The 21,156-nt window shown below is 34.1% G+C and carries 22 protein-coding genes; 19 read left to right on the top strand and 3 right to left on the bottom strand.

Annotation, left to right across the window (positions count from 1 at the left end; translation table 11 throughout):
- The first annotated feature begins 20 nt into the window (after nucleotides 1-20).
- The 9 genes from MVE07_RS03005 (at nucleotide 21) to MVE07_RS03045 (ending at nucleotide 10,286) form a co-directional block, all read left to right on the top strand.
- On the top strand, nucleotides 21-533 hold the full coding sequence (locus MVE07_RS03005) for a FliM/FliN family flagellar motor switch protein (RefSeq protein WP_297453792.1): 513 nt from the start codon (nucleotides 21-23) through the stop codon (nucleotides 531-533).
- A gap of 81 nt (nucleotides 534-614) precedes the next feature.
- A complete protein-coding gene (locus MVE07_RS03010) occupies nucleotides 615-2,561 on the top strand; it encodes an ATP-binding protein (protein ID WP_297453795.1) in 1,947 nt (648 codons plus the stop codon).
- 1 nt (nucleotide 2,562) lies between these two features.
- On the top strand, nucleotides 2,563-3,945 hold the full coding sequence (locus tag MVE07_RS03015) for a sigma-54 dependent transcriptional regulator (RefSeq protein ID WP_297453798.1): 1,383 nt from the start codon (nucleotides 2,563-2,565) through the stop codon (nucleotides 3,943-3,945).
- A 78-nt stretch (nucleotides 3,946-4,023) separates the two neighbouring features.
- Nucleotides 4,024-6,336: an endonuclease MutS2 gene (locus tag MVE07_RS03020; RefSeq protein ID WP_297453923.1), complete on the top strand. Its 2,313-nt coding sequence runs from the start codon at nucleotides 4,024-4,026 to the stop codon at nucleotides 6,334-6,336.
- 11 nt (nucleotides 6,337-6,347) lie between these two features.
- Nucleotides 6,348-6,866 carry a type 1 glutamine amidotransferase domain-containing protein gene (locus MVE07_RS03025; RefSeq protein ID WP_297453801.1) on the top strand — a complete coding sequence of 173 codons (519 nt, stop codon included), beginning with the start codon at nucleotides 6,348-6,350 and terminating at the stop codon, nucleotides 6,864-6,866.
- On the top strand, nucleotides 6,863-7,741 hold the full coding sequence (locus tag MVE07_RS03030; RefSeq protein WP_297453803.1) for an ROK family protein: 879 nt from the start codon (nucleotides 6,863-6,865) through the stop codon (nucleotides 7,739-7,741). The genes MVE07_RS03025 and MVE07_RS03030 overlap by 4 nt, the downstream gene beginning before the upstream one ends.
- Nucleotides 7,731-8,153 carry a hypothetical protein gene (locus tag MVE07_RS03035; protein ID WP_297453806.1) on the top strand — a complete coding sequence of 141 codons (423 nt, stop codon included), beginning with the start codon at nucleotides 7,731-7,733 and terminating at the stop codon, nucleotides 8,151-8,153. The genes MVE07_RS03030 and MVE07_RS03035 overlap by 11 nt, the downstream gene beginning before the upstream one ends.
- 68 nt (nucleotides 8,154-8,221) lie before the next feature.
- A complete protein-coding gene (locus tag MVE07_RS03040; RefSeq protein ID WP_297453809.1) occupies nucleotides 8,222-9,649 on the top strand; it encodes a CsgG/HfaB family protein in 1,428 nt (475 codons plus the stop codon).
- Nucleotides 9,650-9,749: 100 nt separating this feature from the next.
- Entirely contained in the window at nucleotides 9,750-10,286 is a 537-nt protein-coding gene (locus MVE07_RS03045) for a hypothetical protein (RefSeq protein WP_297453811.1), read from the top strand.
- Here the strand turns inward: MVE07_RS03045 and MVE07_RS03050 are convergent.
- Entirely contained in the window at nucleotides 10,283-11,281 is a 999-nt protein-coding gene (locus MVE07_RS03050) for an NAD(P)H-dependent glycerol-3-phosphate dehydrogenase (RefSeq protein ID WP_297453814.1), read from the bottom strand. The two genes, MVE07_RS03045 and MVE07_RS03050, sit on opposite strands and share 4 nt — an antisense overlap.
- Before the next feature lie 39 nt (nucleotides 11,282-11,320).
- Here MVE07_RS03050 and MVE07_RS03055 point away from each other — a divergent pair, with 39 nt between their 5' ends.
- The 4 genes from MVE07_RS03055 to MVE07_RS03070 are packed head-to-tail and all read left to right on the top strand — an operon-like array spanning nucleotide 11,321 to nucleotide 16,198.
- Nucleotides 11,321-12,064, top strand: coding sequence for an energy transducer TonB (locus MVE07_RS03055; RefSeq protein ID WP_297453817.1), 744 nt, complete (start codon nucleotides 11,321-11,323; stop codon nucleotides 12,062-12,064).
- Entirely contained in the window at nucleotides 12,064-13,275 is a 1,212-nt protein-coding gene (locus tag MVE07_RS03060) for an ABC transporter permease (protein ID WP_297453820.1), read from the top strand. Before MVE07_RS03055 ends, MVE07_RS03060 begins: the two co-directional genes overlap by 1 nt.
- Nucleotides 13,272-14,498 carry an ABC transporter permease gene (locus MVE07_RS03065; RefSeq protein ID WP_297453823.1) on the top strand — a complete coding sequence of 409 codons (1,227 nt, stop codon included), beginning with the start codon at nucleotides 13,272-13,274 and terminating at the stop codon, nucleotides 14,496-14,498. The genes MVE07_RS03060 and MVE07_RS03065 overlap by 4 nt, the downstream gene beginning before the upstream one ends.
- 50 nt (nucleotides 14,499-14,548) lie before the next feature.
- Entirely contained in the window at nucleotides 14,549-16,198 is a 1,650-nt protein-coding gene (locus MVE07_RS03070; protein WP_297453826.1) for a methyl-accepting chemotaxis protein, read from the top strand.
- Between the two features lie 6 nt (nucleotides 16,199-16,204).
- Here the strand turns inward: MVE07_RS03070 and gatA are convergent, their stop codons facing one another.
- Together gatA and MVE07_RS03080 are read right to left on the bottom strand one after the other, a co-directional pair.
- Entirely contained in the window at nucleotides 16,205-17,662 is a 1,458-nt protein-coding gene (gene gatA, locus MVE07_RS03075; protein ID WP_297453828.1) for an Asp-tRNA(Asn)/Glu-tRNA(Gln) amidotransferase subunit GatA, read from the bottom strand.
- On the bottom strand, nucleotides 17,659-18,138 hold the full coding sequence (locus tag MVE07_RS03080; RefSeq protein ID WP_297453830.1) for a TraR/DksA family transcriptional regulator: 480 nt from the start codon (nucleotides 18,136-18,138) through the stop codon (nucleotides 17,659-17,661). Before MVE07_RS03080 ends, gatA begins: the two co-directional genes overlap by 4 nt.
- Nucleotides 18,139-18,299: 161 nt before the next feature.
- On the opposite strand from MVE07_RS03080, the gene MVE07_RS03085 reads away from it, so the two are divergent.
- The 6 genes from MVE07_RS03085 to pgsA all read left to right on the top strand — a co-directional run bounded on the left by MVE07_RS03085 (nucleotide 18,300) and on the right by pgsA (nucleotide 21,124).
- A complete protein-coding gene (locus MVE07_RS03085; RefSeq protein WP_297453833.1) occupies nucleotides 18,300-18,629 on the top strand; it encodes an ATP synthase subunit I in 330 nt (109 codons plus the stop codon).
- 2 nt (nucleotides 18,630-18,631) lie between these two features.
- Nucleotides 18,632-19,414, top strand: a complete 783-nt coding sequence (locus tag MVE07_RS03090) for an A24 family peptidase (RefSeq protein ID WP_297453836.1) — start codon at nucleotides 18,632-18,634, stop codon at nucleotides 19,412-19,414.
- A complete protein-coding gene (locus MVE07_RS03095; protein ID WP_297453839.1) occupies nucleotides 19,415-19,744 on the top strand; it encodes a LysR family transcriptional regulator in 330 nt (109 codons plus the stop codon). It abuts the gene before it with no gap.
- A 74-nt stretch (nucleotides 19,745-19,818) separates the two neighbouring features.
- A complete protein-coding gene (locus MVE07_RS03100) occupies nucleotides 19,819-20,118 on the top strand; it encodes a hypothetical protein (RefSeq protein ID WP_297453842.1) in 300 nt (99 codons plus the stop codon).
- Entirely contained in the window at nucleotides 20,119-20,574 is a 456-nt protein-coding gene (gene rfaE2 / locus MVE07_RS03105) for a D-glycero-beta-D-manno-heptose 1-phosphate adenylyltransferase (RefSeq protein WP_297453844.1), read from the top strand. It abuts the gene before it with no gap.
- 1 nt (nucleotide 20,575) lies between these two features.
- Nucleotides 20,576-21,124: a CDP-diacylglycerol--glycerol-3-phosphate 3-phosphatidyltransferase gene (gene pgsA, locus MVE07_RS03110; protein WP_297453846.1), complete on the top strand. Its 549-nt coding sequence runs from the start codon at nucleotides 20,576-20,578 to the stop codon at nucleotides 21,122-21,124.
- Nucleotides 21,125-21,156 lie beyond the last annotated feature (32 nt).

Genomic DNA, 21,156 nt, shown 5'->3' on the forward strand with positions numbered 1-21,156 from the left:
ATATAGAAACTCCTCAAGTTTTGAATGAATCTTATTTTGCTGTAACAGACGGAAAAAACACTCTTTTTATTAAAGGAGAACTGCTGGTAAAGCTCCTTTTTTCTAAAGGTTCTAACTGGGGAGAGAAACTGTTTGAAGAGGTATTTGGTTCGGAAAACCCTCAAACAGAAGTTCTTGAAACTATAGAACTTAAACCTGGAGATAAAGCATTTAATATAAAAACTCCCGATGAATATTTTGAAAATGGAATAGTAGTTAGACTTCCTGATATACAAGCTAAACCGGTAAAAAAAGAACAACCTTCTGTAAAGCAAGTATCACCACAGATATCTTTACCTGTGGTCATAAGATTGTTTAACAAAAAAATACCTCTATCTGAGATAGACAAATTAGGTGAAACTTCAGAAATTCTTTTATCCAAGAATAAAGAAATGGATGTTGAACTCCTTGTAAATGGAAATATTATAGGTAAAGGTACACTAAAAAAGATTGAAGACAAATATAAACTAAAGATTTCAGAGTTATATCTATAAATGCAGGCATTGTTATTTTCGTGGCTTACCTTTCTGATAGGGGTTGTTTTTTTAGAAAAAGGATTAAAGAATGTTAAGTATTTGGCAGGTAGTTTTTTTACCCTTGTTGCAATTTTTGTCCTAAGTAGCTTTCCGTTAAACCATAATCTGCTTAACTCACTTTTTATTCTGTATTTTTACTTTATTTTTCTACATATTTTTTCTGACAAAAGCTGGAAGTTAAAGGGATATGTATCTATATACTACTTAATGGTTTTTGCTGCCTATCTGGGAATTTTTTTTTATAAGCCTGAATATCTGAATTTTGTTGTTCCATTTGCTGCTTTTCCCCTTTTGTTCAAAAAAAATTACAGTAGAACGGATACTATCTTATGGGGTTTGATTGTTCTATCTGTTGCCTTTAGTTATCCAATAAGTCATCAAGTTTTTTATATTTTGAATATTTTATTTGCTTTGTTCTTTATAAAAGAGAGTGTCCAAAAACTTTATATTGAACTTGAGAAAGAAAAAAGAAGATATAGAGATTTTGTTGATAGGGCTATAAACAGTGAAATTCAAAAACAGTATGCTCAGCTTGATGATGAACTTAAAATAACATACAAAAAACTAAAGGAAATCTTTAAGCTAAGTAACTATACCCTCTCACCATCAAAAATAGAGGATATTGCTGAAAGGGTTGTTGAAGGATTACATAACTTGGGATATTCAGGTGTTGTTGTTTATGTGGATACAGGGGAGGAAAATATTTATAGAAAAAGTGGATTTTTCCCAAATATAAATTCTTATTTAAGTGACAAATTCCAGAGTATTGAAAAAATAACAATCTCACCGGATGAAAAACATATTTTCCTTCCTCTAAAAAGTGATAAAGGGAAATTAGGAGTCTTAGGGGTATATAAAAAAGAAGGCATAATGCCCAAAGAGATAGAATATTTATCCACTTATGCGAACTCTGTTGCTATATCCATAACAAAAACAATCTACTTTAGAGAGATTAATAAGCTTCAAGAACTACTTGAAAAAACATTTGAATCTGTGGATATTGGAATTGCCATTGTAAATAAAGATTTTAGAATTGAAAAGGCCAATAAAGCCCTGATAAACATAGTGGGACAAAAGCCAGATACAGATATATTTAGCCTAATACCTGAGTTACAGCCCCTTGAAAAGGATTTCAAGGAGGTAATCCAGAAAAGAAAAACAATAGATACAGTGCTTTCATCAATCAGTAAAAAAGGTTCAATTTATAGGGTAAAAGCCCTTCCCCTGATATCAGGAGATTTTGAAGATCCTGAAAATATTGTTCTAATTATTGAAGATATAACTGAGAAAGAAAAATTAGAAGCACAGCTTCTTGAGACAGAAAAACATGCAGTTATTGGTAAGATGGCAGCAGGTTTATCCCATGATATTAAAAATCCACTGGCAGCTATTGCAGCTTCAGCTTTTGCAATTAAGAAAAGGGCGAAGACTCTTAATGATAACAGAATAATCCAGCTTTCTGAGAAAATAGAAAAAAATAGTCAAAGGGCGTCAGATATTATCACAAGATTATTAAACTATGCCAAGCCTTCTTATTACAAAATAGAAAAGGTGGATTTAAGGGAAATTCTACTCTCCGCTCTTGACCTTGCCTTGCCTGAAAATTTAAAAAGAAAAGTAAAAATCAGCAAAAGATTAAACAAAAACATCTATACCTATGGAGATGCAACTGCGCTTCAGAGAGTATTTATCAACCTGTTAATGAACTCAATAGAAGCGATGAACAATGAAGGAAAAATAGATATAAAACTCAGTAAAAATGAACATTATGCCGTTATATCTATAAAGGATTACGGTCCTGGAATTCCCGAAGATATGATAGAACATATATTTGACCCATTTTTTACCACAAAAGAAAAAGGAACAGGTCTTGGTCTTTCTGTTGTAAGTAAAATAATTAAAGACCATAGAGGAGAGATTGAAGTAAGAAGTCAGGAAAATGAAGGAACAGAATTTATTGTAAAACTACCTTTGGCAGAGGACTAATATGGAAAAGGGTAAAATTCTTCTGGTAGATGATGAAGAAGATATTCTTACTTCATTTCAGATAATATTAGAAGACGAAGGCTATTCTGTAGATACTGCAAACAGTGCTGTGGAAGGACTGGAAAAAGCAAAGCAGGAATTATATGACCTGATTATATCTGATATGCGTATGCCTGAAATGACAGGGGAGGAATTTTTAAAAAAACTCCGAACTTTTAATAAAATAACAAGTTTTATTGTAATGACAGCTTATGGCACTATACAGAATGCTGTTGAATGTATGAAGGAAGGAGCGTTTCACTATCTTACAAAACCTGTTGATTTTAATGACCCATCTGTTTGGAAATTAATACAGGAAGCTGTTGAAAAAGCCCAGATTCTTAAAGAAAATCAAAGGCTTAAAGAAGAGCTTGAAGTTGTTAAAGCCGAGGTTGATTTTATCATTACAAGAAATCCATTAATGCAAAATATAATTGAGTTTATTAAAAAGATAGCTTTGTTTGATAATACTGTTTTGATTTATGGTGAAAGTGGCGTAGGAAAAGAGCTTGTAGCAAAAGCTATTCATAAACTTAGTCCCAGAAAGGACAAGCCATTTATCCCTGTAAACTGTGCAAATATATCACCTGAGCTTATGGAAGCTGAATTTTTCGGATATAAAAAAGGTGCATTTACAGGGGCTAATAAAGACAGTGCAGGGTTAATAGAAAAGGCTAACGGTGGAACATTATTTTTAGATGAGATAGGAGAAATACCCTATGATATGCAGGCCAAATTCCTGAGATTTCTGGAAACAAAAGAAGTTAGAAGAATTGGTGAGGAAAAGACAAGAAAAATAGATGTTCGTATAGTTGCTGCCACAAATAGAAATCTGGAAGAGATGGTCAAAAAGGGAGAATTCAGAGAAGACCTGTATTTTAGAATAGGTGGTTTCAAAATAGAAATTCCGCCGCTTAGAGAAAGGAAAGATGATATTCCACTACTTGTTGAGTATTTTATCCAGAAATTTAATGAAAAATATAACAGAGATGTAAAGGGAATAACTCCGCAGGCTCTAAAAATATTAGTTGAGTATGACTGGCCGGGAAATGTTAGGCAGCTGGAAAATATGATATATAAAGCCTGTATGCTAACTGAACCGGGACAACCTATAGATATTAAGAATATAGACCCTGAAATAAAAGGTACTTCGGAATTCCCGTTAAGTTACTCAGAAGCTAAAAAACAGTATATGGAAAAATTTATGAAAACATATCTCGGGGTTTTGCTTTCTATGACAAATGGAAATATCTCAAAAGCCGCTAGAATGGCAAATATAGAAAGACAATCCCTGCAAAAATTACTAAAAAAATATAATGTAGACCCTGCAAAATACAGAAAATAGCTATTGAAATTTATCTCAAAAGATACTATTTTTCTGTCAGTTATAAATTATTGGAGGTTATGGAAAAATTTGAAAACAATGGTTCAACAAAGAACAGAAGACCTGAAAACACTGGAATATTTTAAATTCCTTGATTATCTATCACAACTTACCCCAAATGAAAAAACAAAAGAGAAAATAAAAGGACTAAAACCTGCAACAGATAAATATCCTGTAGAAAACAGAATTACCAGAACACAGGAATTTTTAAATATTCTTAATCATGCAGGATATTTTCCACTTTCTGAATTTCCTGAAGTGGATACTGCCCTTGAACTACTTTCAATAGAAGAGAGTATTCTCTCTCCACAGGAAATACTGGATATAGGCAGTATTCTAAAAATATCAAGGGATATAAAAAACTTTTTATCCCCTTACATAAAAGAAACCCAGCAACTACAAATTATATACAAAGACCTTTATTCTTCACGGGAAATGGAAAGAATTATTACAGATAGCATAGACCCATCAGGAATGATAAAGGACTCAGCCAGTAGAGACCTTTATAACATCAGAAAGAATATAAAAGAGGTTGAAAAACAAATCACAACAATTCTTGAAAAGCTATTAAATAACTCAAAATTTGCAGATGTTCTGCAGGATAGGATTATCACAATAAGAAGGGATAGATATGTTATTCCTGTTAAGCATAATTTTGCAGGAAAAATTCAGGGTATTATTCAGGACAGGTCATCTTCCGGACAGACGGTATATCTTGAGCCTGTTGGCGTTGTAGAGCTAAATAATAAGCTCTCAGACCTGAAATTGCAGGAACATATTGAGATAAGGAAAATCTTGAAATTTATAACAGATATACTCAGGGATAAATATCAGCACATTTCAAGGACATATCAGGCTATTATAGAATTTGATTTTCTTTACACAATAGGAAAATACAGCAGAGAGTTCAGCTGTGTATTTCCAAAGCTTAAGGATAGGATGGACTTAAAACAGGTCAGACATCCTATATTTTTGTTTATGGGAAAAGAATTTAAACCAATAGATCTTAGATTAGGAGAAAAGAAAAAAGGTTTAATCATTACGGGGCCCAACACTGGAGGAAAAACAATAGCCCTTAAAACAGCAGGCTTATCAGCATTACTGGTGCAATCCGGAATTCCTGTTCCTGCAGAGGAAGAAAGTGAAATTCCTGTATTTGAAGGGGTATTTGCAGATATCGGAGATATGCAGTCAATAGAGCAGAATTTATCCACATTTTCAGCCCATATAAAAAATATCAAAGAAATACTCCAGCAAGCCGGAGAGAAAAGCCTTTTACTCCTTGATGAGCTTATTCCTGGAACTGACCCGGATGAAGGTGCAGCAATAGGTATTGGAATACTTCATAAAATAGAAGAATTAAATGCCTATGTAATGGCAACAACCCATTTCAAACAGATTAAGATTTTTGCCCTTTCTGATGATTATTTTGAAGTTGCTTCGGTGGGATTTGATAAAGAAACACTTTCACCAACATATACCCTTCACTACAACTCTGTCGGAGAAAGTATGGCATTCTATATTGCAGAAAAACTTGGAATTAATGAAGAGGTTCTGGATATTGCAAGGAAATATATAGATGAAACATTCCTCCAACTTGAAAAGGCAATTCAAGAGCTTGAAGTTTATAAGGCAAAATATGAAGAGGAATTAAAGGAACTTGAACAGCTAAAAAATAGCTTATCAGAGCAAAAGGAAAAATACGACAGACTCCTAAAAGAACTTCAAAAAGAAAAAGAAAAAAGATGGGAAACTGTAAAAAAAGAGGCTGAAGATTATCTAAAACAGCTTAGAGAAGAAGGATATCAGATACTACAGGAATTAAAAACAACAAAATCCGGAAAAAATCTTGAGCAGTTTTTAAAAGAGCATAAAAATTTGCCTCTAAAAGAGCAGGAAGAAGAAATTTCTCAGGATATAGATATAGGAGATTTTGTTCGTCTAAAAGGGAAAGGCACTGTAGGAGAGGTTATATCTGTAAGAGAGAACAAAGTCCATGTAAACTTTAACGGTATAAAAATATGGACAAAAAAATCAGACCTTGAGAAAGTAGAGAAAAAGAAAAAAACAGAAGTTAAATTTAATTTTAGTAGAAAAAAGAATAGTTCATTTAAGCCTGAGATTAAACTGATTGGAAAAACAAAAGAAGAGGCAATAAAAGAATTGGAGCAGTTTATAGATAGGGCTATAACAGAAGGCTTTTCGACAGTTAGAATAATACATGGTTATGGTTCTGGTATACTGAGAAAAGCAGTTAGGGAGTATTTGGATACACTGCCATATAAAATAAGCTACGAAGATGCCCCTTATAATGAAGGAGGAATGGGTGTTACAATAGCCCATATACAATAGGAGGAATAGCCATGGATGGAAAAAAAGTTGCTATTTTACTTGAGGATTTTGTAGAAGATGTTGAGTTCATATATCCTTTTTACAGGTTTAAAGAAGAAGGATATATTGTTGATGTTCTTGCACCAAGAGTTGGAGAGTTTAAAGGTAAAAAAGGTTTAGTCTTTCATTCCTCCCATAGAGTTGATCCTGATACTGTAAATGAATATATAGCAGTCTTTATTCCCGGGGGATATGCCCCTGATAGATTTAGAAGAGATAAAGAAACAATTGAATTTATCAGAAAAATGTATGAAGCAGGAAAAATTGTAGGTGCAATATGTCACGGTCCATGGGCTTTAATCTCTGCCGGAATAATAAAAGGGAAAAGGGTTACAGGATTTTTCTCAATAAAAGACGATATCCAGAATGCAGGTGCAATATATACAGGAAAGCCTGTTGAGGTTGATGGGAACCTAATTACAGCCACAGACCCTAAAGCCATGCCTGAAATGTTAAAAATAATGACAGCAATGCTTAGAGAAAGGGTATGAGTATATTAGGAATAGATATAGGTGGAACATTTATAAAATACTGTGGAAAGGCAGGACAGGATATAAAAAAGGGAAAAGTTCCCACAGAAAGAAACATAGATAGTATTCTGTCCCAAATAGAAGAACTGATTAAAAATTTTCATCCAAAAGCAATTGGGATTGGTGTTGCAGGCCTTGTAAACAAGGAAACCGGAAAATTAGAAGATTCCCCTAACCTTAAATTTCTTGAAGGAATTAATCTTAAATCCTTAGTAGAAGATAAATTTAAAATTCCTGTTATAGTGGAAAATGATGCCTCGGCAGCAGCTTTCGGTGAATATAAATATGGAGCTGCCAAAAACGGAAAAGTAGTAGTATGCCTAACCCTTGGAACAGGGCTGGGCGGTGGTCTTGTTATTAATGGAAAGCTTGTTGATGGCGTTTCAGGGACAGCAATGGAGATAGGCCATACAACCATTGATATAAACGGTTGGGAATGCCATTGCGGAAGAAAAGGCTGCTTAGAGGCTTATGTATCTTCCTACGGACTTGAGAGATTTTATTTTTTCCACACAGACAAAAAACTTGAGTCTTCAGAAATTATTCTTCTTGCAAATGAAGGAAATACTAATGCAATGAAGGCTTTGGAAGAATTTTCAGAATATTTATCAATTGGTCTTATGAATATTCTTCATATATTTAACCCCGATTTTGTTGTTATTGGTGGAGGTATCCCGGAAAACTATCCTGCAGTTATAGATATGGCAGTGGCAAATCTGAAAAAAATAGCATTTTCGATTCCCTTTGCCTCCTGCCGGATAAAAAAAGCAGAACTTGGGGAATACAGCGGAGCATTTGGAGCATTAGCACTTGCAGAGGAGAGATATGGAAGTTAAAAATCTGGTTTTTAACAGACTGGGAAACAATATATCTATTCTTATTGACTATCCCCAATTCCAGATACAGATATGGGATAAGGTAAAATTCAATATAAATGATGGTTATGTTGAGATTAAAAGTATAGCTGTAGATTTTCAGGATAAATTAAATCTGGAGCTGGTTATATACAGAAACACAGGAGATATAAGTCTGAATTTTAGTTTTACAGATGATATTCTCAAAATAAATGATGAATATATCCTTGAGCCATATGATGAAGGATATATCTGGGAGATTGAAAATCCAGATTTGTTATTTAAAATCGGGATGAATCCTGAGTTATCAGCTCTTCTTCAGAACAACTCAATAAAAATTCATCAACAGGATTTTTTCAAAAATATAGCCTCTATATTTTCTGTTATAGGCTAAAAACCTTATTGCCTTTTATTAAAAAATCAGTAAATTTATTGATAGGACAGGGTTAAGGAGGAAAAATTATGATTAATCTGATTAAAAAAATCTCAATTTTGACTTTATTTATCGGTTTTGTGGCTTACTTAACAGGATGTGCAGGAGTGTCAACAACATCAGTTCAAACAACTGAACAAAATCTTAATGAAGCTGTAAAATACGAGGGGCCAAAAGCAAGAATTGCTGTTGCAACCTTCAAATGTAAAGCAGCTAAATGTAGTGGCCGTATAGGAGAAGGTATCAGGGATATGCTTGTTGATGCCCTTGTAAAGACAGGAAAATTTATTGTTCTTGAAAGAGGGGAAGGTCTGGGAGCTATAAAAGAAGAGCTTGAACTTGGTCAGTCCGGTCTGGTTCAACCGGGAAAAGCCCCACAACCGGGAATGTTGGAAGGTGCTGATATACTTGTTGTCGGTTCAATTGTTGCTTTTGAACCAAATGCAGGGGGAATAAAAGGTGGTATTGGTGGTCTTATTCCTAAAATTCCTATTCTTGGTGGAGTTAAACTTGGAAAAGAAGATGCATATATAGCGCTTGTCATTAGACTTATAGATGTAAGAACAGGAAGAATAATAAATTCAACAAGGGTTGAAGGAAAAGCTTCAAGTTTTAATGTAGGAGGACTTGGAGGGGGATTGCTAGGGACAATACCTCTGGGGGGAGGTCTTGAAGTATACAAAAACACACCTATGGAAAAGGCTGTAATGGTGCTTATAGACAATGCAGTTAAAGCGATAGAAAAGTATGTTCCTGAAAGCTATTACAGATACAATGCAAAAGGACTTCCTGTTAAACCTACAGCACAGACGACAGGAGCAGCTACTGCCGGTGCTGGTGCAGGAGCCACAGCAGCAACTCAAGCAACACAAAAACCAGCATCAAATCTTAAACTTGTTTTCTCTGAAGACTTTGAAAGTTACGGTGTAGGACAGGCATTACCTTTTGGTAACTTTAAAGGTAGAAAAGGTAGTGTTTCAACATCTGTAGGGATAAATAAAGCTATAACAAAGGTTCTATTTTTAGAGCCCCGTGGAGGAATAGCATGTAATGAGAATCTTTCCTTGAAAAATCTGGTATTTGAGGCTGATTTTAGGGCTCAAAATAAAATCTATAAAGATGAAACAGTAAACTTTCTGTTAAGGGTGCACAAACAACCTTTTATAGCATATAAAATTGAAGTAAATCAGATTGGGTATGCTAATGTTAAAAAAGTAGCAGGTAATACAGAAATGAAAATTGGTGAGAATTCAGTAAAAGGTGTGGAACCTATTAATGGATGGACTCATGTCAAGATAGTTTTAAAAGATGGTAATATCAAAGTATATGCAAATAATACGCCTATTATAGATATAGTAGACAATGACAAAGGTATGCAAAAAGCAGGTTATTTTTGCATAGAAGCCGGACCTGAATTTTATATAGATAATATAAAAATCTACAAAATAGAAAAATAGGAGATTTTAAGCCCCTTTTTTTTAAGGGGCTTTCCTTAAACTCATCAAGACTCTGACAAAACCCATTTTTTATTTCAAAAACTGGCATTAAATTATCTGTATGATGAAAAAAATACTTCTAATTGTAGGAATATTTTTAACTTTTTTATACGGTTGTAATACTGAAGAAAAGCAAAAAGCTCACTTTATAGGTAGTTTAGTGCAGCAACTAAACACTCTTGATAAAAATAACTACCTTTCTAAAAAACTAAAAGAAGAATATCCAGACCTTCGTATTGGTCTGATATATTACGATAAACTTGATGATAGATACAAAGCTGTTGACCCAAGAAAAGGATTTGAGAAATTAGGTTATTCAGAGGCATATAACAGGGAAGTTTATTACTATGTTATGCATAACTTTATAAAAAAATCCCTCAAGGCTGAAGATGAATATTTACAAAAACAGCTTACAGCTACATTACAGGAATATCAGAACTATCTCAAAGAGGTAGAAAAATCAGAAAAATTAGAACAGAAATTAATCAATAATATCCTAAAATATGCTCCTTATGGATTTATTTTGTTTTTCGTGTTTGTAGGAGGTGGAATAGGATATCTCCTGTTTACAATTGCCAAAAAGGAAAAAATTATCTAAAGTTCCTCTTTTTTTGGTTGTCTGTTCATAAGTATTTTCACAGCTTCAATAGGAGAAAGGTTTTCATATATTACCCTATAAACCACGTCTGAGATAGGAAGTTCTATATTTTCTTTTTCCATTATTTTTTTTAAGGCTTTAACGGTTTTTATACCTTCAACTACCTGTCCAACTTCCTGAAGAGCTTTTTCAACAGAAAGACCTTTACCAAGTAGTTTACCAAATGTTCTGTTCCTTGATAAATCCCCTGTTGCAGTTAAAACAAGGTCACCCATACCTGAAAGGCCGTATAAAGTCTCAGGTTTGCCACCGAATACTTTTGCCACTTTTGTCATCTCATAGAGGCCTCTGGTTATAAGACCTGCACGGGCATTATTCCCAAGACCCAGCCCATCACTTGCACCTGTTGCAATGGCTATAACATTTTTGACTGCACCGCCAATCTGAACGCCTATTATATCCTCATTTAAATACAGCCTAAAATTTTCTGTATTCAAAATAGACTGAAGTTTTTCTCCTATTTCTAAATCTCCTGCAAGGGTCACAGCTGTTGGAAGGCCTGCAGCTACTTCTTTTGCAAATGATGGTCCGGACAAAGCAAAAACCAGTTTTTTGTTTATTTTAATAGTTTCAGCAATTACATCTGATATAAGTTTAAGACTTTCTATCTCTATTCCTTTTGAAGCTGAGATGACCGGTTTATCAACTGTATAATCTATCCGCTCCAATGTTTGCCTGATAAACTGGGTTGGGATAGCTACAATTACAATATCTCCTTTGTCAAAGGCAAATTTCAGGTCTGTGGTTCCCTGTATATTTTCTTTTAAGGCAACAGCAGGTAGATATTTTGTGTTGGAATGGTTTTTATTTATTTCGTCTATTATTTGTTGATTTCTTCCCCAAATAAAAATATTTTCAAACCTGCTTGCAAATGCCTGTGCAAGTGCTGTTCCCCAGCTTCCTGAACCTAAAACTGTTAAATTCTTAAAATCCATATCCTTGCCTGCACTTTTCCTCTGTCATAAAATATAGCTATGGATATCTATTTTCCTCAAAAAAGCTATCTAAATAAGAAATTACTTATTATTTCACTACTGATAGGATTTGTTGTCAATATTGTTTTTCTGTATTTACTTGGATTCTGGACGGCAAATGTTCAGCCGATTAAGCAAAAACAGGTAAAGATTAAATACATACAGATAAAACCTCCGGAAAAGAAAAGGGTAGTAAAGAAAAAAGTAAAAAAAGAAACAGTCAAAAAACCCCAAAAACAAAAAATTGCCAAAGGCAAAAAAGTAGCCCCAAAACCTGCAGTGCCTGCAATAACGCCTGAACTCCCCGAAGTTGCAACTTTACCAGAAGAGGAGATATCCCTTCCTGAAAATGAAATGGACACAGGAGATTTTTCTGATATTCCTGTGGAAACAGGAGAGATAAAAGAGTTCAGAGCTATAACAAAGGGAGAGTTTAATCCAACATTTGGAACAGAATTATCCAAAGTAGATAAAACAGCAACAGGAACAGCTATCGGTAGAAAACTGATATACAGGCCTCCACCTCCCCTGATTAAAGCAAAGGTTCCACCACCACCTGTAAGGGTAAAACTGTGGATAAACAAAGATGGAACAGTATCAAAAGTAGTTCTCCTTGAAACTACAGGAAACAATAAAATAGACCAGATTATAAAAAGATACGTTCAAAGCTGGAAATTCAATGAGATAAAGGAAAACAAAGAAGAATGGGCAATAACCACAATCAGATTTAAACCATCATCCTGATGAAAAGACTACTTAGAATATTTAATCAGTCATTTATAGCCGTTAAAGCTTATAAACTAAGAACATTTTTTTCTTTACTCGGTATAGCTTTAGGAATAGCCTCACTTTCTATTATTGTGGCCGCTGTTGAAGGTTCTTACAATAAAGCCTATGAAATAATTGATGTTTTTGGTCCAGAAAGTATTATTATCTTCAGCGGTTCTCGGGAAGAGAGAGGAATCAGACACAGGAAAAAAACCCTTACAATATCAGACCTAAAAGCACTTAAACAGGCTATACCGGAGATAAAACTGATAATGCCTATTTTGTTTGTAGATGGTTCAGTTTATTACCGGGGTAATATAACAACCACAAAAATTTACGGTGTTTCTGACCAGTATGAAGAAGCATGGAACTGGTATCTGATAGAAGGAAGATTTTTCAATAAAAAGGAAATTAAAACAAAGCAAAATATCTGTGTTATCGGACTTTATATAAAAGAAGAACTGTTTGGAAAAGAAGACCCTGTAGGTAAAATGATACTGGTAAACAGGCTGCCATGTAAAGTTGTAGGACTGTTATCAAAAAGGGGAACAACACCTACAGGTAGAAATCTGGATGACAGGGTTTTAATGCCTTATACAACGGTTATGGCTAAGATAAACCATGACTTTACCTATGTTGATGCCATAAGAATAAAGTTTATAAAAGGTGCACCTGTTGATAGACTGGTTGAAAAAATAAGACAGATACTCCGCTACAGGCATCATCTTAAACCTGATGAAAATGATGATTTTTTTATTCTTTCGCCTACAGAAATAATTAGATTTCTTGTTAGCTTAACAGGAACACTGGTATTGTTTCTTGGATTATCCTCAGCTATTTCTCTAACTGTTGGTGGTTTTGTTCTGGCAAATCTTTTCTTGCTTTCTGTAAATGAAAGAAAAAAAGAGATAGGGATAAGAAGGGCTATCGGGGCAAAAAAAGGGGATATCTTATTCCAGTTTTTATTTGAAGCTGTAATAATAACCATATTCGGTGCGGTTATAGGATTTGGACTTGCCATTGTCGGTGCAAAAATGCTTACACATATAGCCCAGTTCCCAATAAAGTTTTCGGTTATAGCCTTTATAGCAGCGGTAATAGTATCTGTAATAGTTGGAGTAGTGTCTGCACTTAGTCCTGCAATGAAAGCAGCTAATCTTAATCCAATTGAGGCAATCCGGGGATGATAGATAAATTTTTGCTTTTACTTGCCGTAATATCAAGGATTTTCAAAGAATACAAGGCAAGATCTATTTTGTCTATTCTTGGAGTGGGTTTTGGAACTTTTGCCCTTATTATGATGGTTTCCATATCTGATTCCCTAAAAGAAAAAAGCAAACTTGAGGTTGAAAAGTTTGGTAAAAATCTTGTTGTGGTGAAAGCTGGGAAAATAAGAGTTTTCAGGAATATATCCAGAACAATATCTACTGCAACAACTCTGAAAATATCAGATGCAATAGCAATAAAACAACAGATAGACCATGTGGTAAAGGCTTTACCTTCTTTTCAGATTTCTTATCCTATTAGAAGAGGTGGAACAACTATTTTTGCAACTATTATAGGTGTGGGAAGAGAATACCCTGAGGTAAGGAATATAAAAATCTGGAAAGGTAGATTTTACACTCCCAAAGAAGAAAAAACAGGAGAAAAAGTAATAGTCTTAGGTTATAAGATAGCAAAAGATTTTTTTAAAAATGAAACTCCTATAGGCAAGACACTACTAATATTCAGGGTTCCCTGTAAAGTAATAGGTGTTATGGAAGAAAAAGGAGCAGATATATCGGGAGAAGACCAGGATAGTCTTATATACACTCCTTTAAAAACTGCAATGAGAAGACTGGCGAATGTTGATTATATAAATACTATCTATGTTCAAGTTGATAGAAAGGAAAATATCCCCTATGTAAAAGAAAAAATAAAAGAACTTCTCAGAAAAAGACATCATCTAAAACCATCGGATAAAGATGATTTTACTGTTCTTTCTCCAGATGATTATATGAGGATGGAAACGCAGGCTATGCATATATTCAGCATATTAGGTGGTGTTTCTGCTGTTATATCTTTTGTTATAGGAGGAATAGGAATTCTGTCTATAATGATTTTAATAATAAATGAGAGAATAGAAGAAATAGGCATAAGAAGAGCTGTCGGGGCAAAGAAAATAGATATTATGCTGCAGTTTATCCTTGAATCTGCCTTTATCTCAATTACAGGAAGCTTTTTAGGAGCAATAATTGGGACAGCCTTATCCCTGTTAGTATTTACAGTCTTTAATTTACCTGTGGCTATATCTTATAGCTGGATATTATTCTCATTTGCCCTTTCAATTATCACAGGAGTTTTAGCAGGAATATACCCTGCTTATCGGGCTTCTACCATAAAACCTGTTCAGGCTTTAAAAAGAATTTGAAAATTTCTAAATAAATACCGATTATTAAAAAAAACTCCGGTGGGGTTGCTATGACTCTTAGAAAAAAATTTATAATCAGGATTGTAATCATTCTGGTGCTCATCCTTGGTTTTACTATAGCCATAAATGCCTTTTTCTTTAGAAAATATGGTATCCATAACGCAGACAAAACAGGAAGAATAGTAGCAGAACTGGTAAAAAGCGGTCTTACAGCTCATATGATGACAGGAACGATGAACATGAGGCATTATTTTTTAGATCAGATAAGAAATATACATGGAATAGATAAACTCTGGATTATAAGAGGTGAACCTGTTATAAGACAGTTTGGAAAAGGAAACAGCTACGAAGCTCCAAAGGATGAACTTGATTTAAAGGCGATTCAGACAGGAAAAATCCAGAGAAAACTAATAGAAAATATGGATACAGTCAAATACAGAATAACTATTCCGTATATAGCCACCTCCCATGGAAAGATAAATTGTCTTCAGTGCCATCAGGTTAATGAAGGGGAAGTTTTAGGAGCTATAAGTATAGTTACAGACATTTCTGATGTTAGGGCTTTTGCCTTTTCAACAACTAAGTTGATTTTACTATCTTCAGCTATTATCTTCATTCTGGCAGGCTTGTATATGTATAGATTTATTGGCAGATATGTTGATATTTTTGAAAAACTTAAAACTGCTATGGGCAAGGCAATAAAAGGAGATTTTTCAGCAAGGATAAACACAAATCTTAAAGATGAGGCAGGGCAAACAGCAATTGAATTTAATAATTTTATGGAGGAGTTAAATCAAAATTTTGATGAAATAAAAAAAGTAATGCAGGCTTTATCAGAAGCTGATTTGACAAAAAGAATAAACAGAAAAATGGAGGGAGAATTTGAAATCCTTCGTCAGAATATTAACAAAAGCATTCAATCTCTGGCAGGAACACTTCAGATCACCCTCAAAGGCTTTGGTTCAATTTTAGCCGAACTTGAAAAAATCACAGACCAGATAATAAAAATTTCGGATGATATAAAAGAAGAGGATAAAAATATACAGGAAATTAGAAATTCTATAAATGAGATAAAGGAAAGAATTGAGGCAATATCCAAAAATGCAGAAAAAGCGCAAAAACTTGGTATCCAGATAAAAGATGAAATAAATAAAGGAGAACAAAACATAAAAGAGTTAGAAAAATACATAGAAATACTAATAGAAGCCGGAGAAAATATAAAATCTATGACCAAAAATATTCTTGATATAGCAAATCAAACAAATCTCCTTGCTTTAAACGCTGCTATAGAAGCTGCAAGGGCAGGTGAATTTGGAAAAGGATTTGTTGTTGTTGCAGATGAAGTGAGGCAGCTGGCAGAAAATACATCTAATTTTGCTAAACAGGTTCAAAATATGATTGATGAAGTATTTGAAAATATCAAAAAATCCCGTAATTCCCTTGAAAAGACCCATACCGGATACACCCAGATGGCTAAAAACTACGACCATATGGCAGGTTTAATGGATGAGATTGCAAAGGCAATTCAAATCCAGTCTGAACATATATCCAAAATGCACCAGAATATAGAGAAAATATCAGAGATTTCCCATAAAACAACACAGGAAAACCAGTATATAACAGAAGAAATAAAAGAAATGTATGAAACAGCAGAAAAGGTTCAGAAAGAGGTTAAAAAATTTAAATTAGACAGGGAATAGGATTTCCTATTCCCCAGGGAATTTTTTATAAAAATCATTCATTCTTTCGTAATAATGGGCAACCTGAAGCAATGTTCCTTCATCAAAAGGTTTTCCTATTAGCTGAAGACCAACAGGTAAACCATCTTTGAATCCACAAGGAATACTTATCCCCGGAACACCTGCCATATTAACTGAAACTGTGAATATATCAGATAGATACATCTGAAGTGGGTCAGAAACTTTTTCTCCTATTTTAAATGCAACGTCCGGTGTTGTTGGGGTTGCAAGAAGGTCAACCTTTTCAAATACATCCATAAATTCTTGATAAATAAGTGTTCTTACCTTTTGGGCTTTTAGATAATAGGCATCGTAATATCCGGAAGATAAGGAGTAAGTTCCCAGCATTATTCTTCTTTTAACCTCAGCACCAAAACCTTCATCCCTTGTTTTAGAATACATCTCTTCAAGGTCTTTATAATCTGAAGTTCTGTATCCGTATCTAACACCATCGTATCTAGCAAGATTAGATGATGCTTCAGAAGGTGCAATTATATAATAGGCCTCAATTGCATATCTTGTTGTAGGCAGTGATACCTGTTCAATAATTGCCCCTTCTTTTTCCAGTTGTTTTATGGCATTTTCAACTGTTTCTTTAACCTGGGGATCTAATCCTTCAACAAAAAATTCTTTTGGAACACCAATTTTCAAACCTTTTATATCTTTGCCAATATATGAAGTAAAATCTGGAACTTCCTGTTTTGAAGATGTGCTGTCTCTCCTGTCCCATCCAGATATAATGTTCATAAGCACTGCTGCGTCTTCAACAGTTCTGGTAATTGGACCAATTTGGTCAAGGGAAGATGCAAATGCTACCAGTCCGTATCTGGAAACCCTTCCATAAGTGGGTTTTAGTCCTACAACTCCACAAAAAGCTGCAGGCTGTCTTATGGAACCTCCTGTGTCAGAACCAAGGGCTGCAGGAACTATTCCGGCACCAACTGCTGCAGCTGAACCACCTGAGGAGCCTCCTGGAACTCTTTCATAATCCCATGGGTTTCTGGTGGTGAAGAATGCAGAGTTTTCTGTGGAAGAACCCATTGCGAACTCATCAAGATTTGTTTTACCTGTGATAATATATCCTTGCTCGTTTAGTTTTTCTATTACAGTTGCGTTATAAGGTGGAACAAAGTTTTCAAGTATTTTTGAGGAACATGTTGTTCTGATATCCTTTGTTATTATGTTGTCCTTAATGGCTATTGGAAGTCCAAACAAATCCGGAATTTCATCTAATTTTAATAATTCTTCATCTTTTTTCTTCGCCTCTTCATAGGCTTTGTCAATTAGATTTGTAACGTAAGATTTAATTTCAGGTTCCACTTGCTGTGTCCTATTTAAAAAAGCTTCTAAAATCTCAGAAGGTTTAACTTCTTTATTTTTTACTGCATTAGAAAGTTCAGTAAGGCTTTTTTTCCACAGACTCATTTATCCTCTCCTTCCTCTTTTACATCTTCCTCTAAAGGTTCGTAATAAGGAATAAGGCTTTCTCTAAGATAAACAGTATATCTGTGGTCTATTAAATCCCTTGTTTTTTCTGCTTCTGCAGCATGTTCAATACAGAGAGTTGTCCAGGGAAGTGCTTCAAGCCTTTTCTCTTCAATAGGCTTTCCGCAAACCTCACACAGTCCATAAGTCCCTTCTTCCATTCTTTGTAATGCTTTGTCTATTTCCTGAAGAATTTCAATTTCTATATCCTCAAGTTCAGAAAGTATAAACTCTGTGTAATCTATTCTTGCATAATCATCAAGTTCTTCAGGTATCGTAAGACCTTCTTCTGTCATTTTCTTGATTATATCTTCCTTCTGGAAAACCCTATCTAAAATTCTTTTCTTTTCCTGAAGAAGTAATTTTCTGAATTTTTCCAATTTTTTCTTATCAGCAACATAGGGACTTACAGCCATTTTTGCCCTCCTTATCTTTTAATGTTATTTTACAAAAAATTTTTATAAAAAACCTGTTTTTATAAGTTATGTCTGATTTTTGGGTATTTCCAATGGAAAATAGGATTTATACCTTCTGATATGATAGAATATTGGCCAGTTATCCCAAACTGGAGAGGTATATGTCAATAGAGGTTCTTTTTTATTTTCCACTTTTTATTTTAGGGCTTATTGCAAGCTTTTTTTATTTTACCCATCTGTTTAAAAGTGTTAATAATTTTGGCACAGATAAAGGTAAAGTCCTCAGAAGTATGATAATCAGGCTTCCCATACCTATTGTTGCCGTTTTAATCGGAAGTCTTGCAGGAATAGGGGGAGTAATCTCTGTTATGATAGGTTTTACAGTGTTCCAGATATATTTCCTTGTAAAAGTAGGAACCCAGCTTAAAAAAGAAGTTGAAGAAGAAGCCGAAAAGTTATCACAAGAAGAAAATAATTTAGAAAATAAATAAAAATGGAAAATCTGTTTTATTTTTATCTGTTTGCTGCTTTTATTTTTGGGCTTATTGTGGGGAGTTTTCTTAATGTGGTTATATATAGATTGCCGAGGGGCAAGTCTGTTGCCAGTCCAGCTTTTTCCTTCTGTCCAAGCTGTGGCCAGAAAATAAAGTGGTATGACAATATTCCTGTGCTATCTTATCTTGTGCTAAAAGGTAGATGTAGATATTGCGGCAGTAAAATTAGTCTAAGGTATCCTTTTGTTGAAATTTTAACAGGTATTGCTTCTGTAGCAGCATTCTGGAAAACAGGTGTCTCTGTTGATTATATATTTATCTTCCTTTTTCTGGCATTGATGATAGCCATTACATTTATAGATATTGATTTTAAAATCATTCCGGATGAGATTAATTTTATAGGATTTGTATCAGGAATTGTTTATTCATTTTTCAGAACAGATTTTAGCTGGATAGATGCATTAATTGGTGCTGCTGTCGGTGCAGGATTTTTATTTGGTATAGCCTACTTTTACCTGAAATTTAGAGGTATTGAAGGGCTTGGAATGGGTGATGTTAAAATGATGGCCTTTGTAGGAACATATATAGGCTGGTTTGGTTCTTTGTTTACAATATTTTTTGGTTCTTTGCTGGGGGCTGTTGTTGGAATTTTAGGGGCTTATCTTTCAAAAAGTGAGGATAAAGGCAAATTTGAAATTCCATTTGGGCCATTTTTGGCACTTGCAGCTGTAATTTACCTGTTCTTTGGTGAAACCATAAAAAGCTGGTATTTTGGTGGATAAATGGCTAAAGGATATAAAATTAGATACAAGATATGGCTTGAAAAGGATAAGGATATTGTTATGGGATTGGGACGGGATAAACTCCTCAGAGAGATAGAGAAAACCGGTTCCATTGCAAAGGCTGCAAAAGCAGTAGGTATGTCTTATAAAAAAGCATGGAGTTTTTTGAAAACAATGGAAAATAGACTGGGGATAAAACTGGTGGAAACCCAGAGAGGCGGCAAAGGTGGTGGCGGAACCAGATTAACAGAAGAGGCAAAAAAACTCCTTTCTGAATTTGAAAAAATAAATAAAGAATTTGAAAAATTATCCAGAAAGCTATCAAAATGATGTCAGAAAAACTTTTTCAACTAAGGCGATTTTACTTTGCTTCTCTGTATTTTTCACTATTTTATATCGCTTTATTGATAATTATTTTTAGAGGGAAAAATGTTCATCCTGTTGAGTTTTCGATGATAGATTATGTTGTGCTCGGAGTTATTTCCCTTGTGCCTGCGATTATATTTTTTGTAAAGCAAGTAAGATACGTATATGAAAAAAACTTCTATTTTGTGATGCTGGTTTTTGGGGAAATTCCGCTGATTATAGGCTTTATTTATTCTCTTGTCAGAGATAACGGTATTTATCTTATTATTTCGTATCCTGTTTTTTTACTGGGATATTTACTGCTCTTACCTACCAAAAAAGCTGTAGAGGGAAAATAAATGGATTATATGGAAATAATTAACAGATGGAAAAAAGAAGGCAAAAAGATTGTTTTTACAAATGGTTGTTTTGATATTATCCATGCCGGCCATGTGGATTATCTGGAGAAGGCAAAAGCCCTTGGAGATGTGCTTGTGGTGGGGCTAAACAGTGATGAATCTATCAGAAGAATAAAAGGAAAAGATAGGCCTGTAAATATTCAGGAACATAGAAAAAGAGTTTTAGAGGCATTAAAGCCAGTTGATCTGGTTATTATTTTTGAAGAGGATACACCTGAAAGGCTTATAAAGGAGATAAAACCTGATGTTCTTGTAAAAGGTGGAGATTGGAGTATTGAAAATATTGTTGGTGCAGATTTTGTTAAATCCTATGGGGGAGAGGTAAAGACTATTGATTTTGTTTATGATATATCAACTACTAAAATAATAGAAAAAGCCAGAAAATCAGGAAAATAAATTGAGTATTGCAAACTATATAACTGTTTTAAGGATATTTCTTATTCCTGTTTTTATAATCTTTTTAGGTTATGGAAAACCGCTGTATGCTTTAATTACTTTTATTGTGGCAGGTATCACAGATGCCCTTGATGGTTTTGTGGCCAGAAAATTTAATCAGATAACCACACTGGGAAAAATCTTAGACCCTATTGCAGATAAAGCCTTATTAATAAGTAGTTTTGTTTTTATATACACCTCTGACCTGCCTGTTAGATTTCCTTACTGGTTTGTGGTGATTGTGATTAGCAGAGATATTTATATTCTTCTTGGAAGTGCATTGATATATTTGCTGAAGGGATACCTTGATGTTAGACCTTCTATTTTTGGGAAAGCAACAACATTTTTCCAGATTCTTTCTGTTGTGGTCGTGCTGGTGGCAAACATTATCCAGATTCCTGAACTTGCGGTTAAATGCTGTATATATACCGCTGCATTTTTTACAGTGCTTTCAACTATTACATATACTTATGATGGAATACAACAATTAAATAATCCATATATAAAATGAGAAAGATTTCTTCCTATAGTTCATTTAGAATT

It is taken from the genome of Persephonella sp., from assembly GCF_027023985.1.
Lineage (GTDB): Bacteria > Aquificota > Aquificia > Aquificales > Hydrogenothermaceae > Persephonella_A.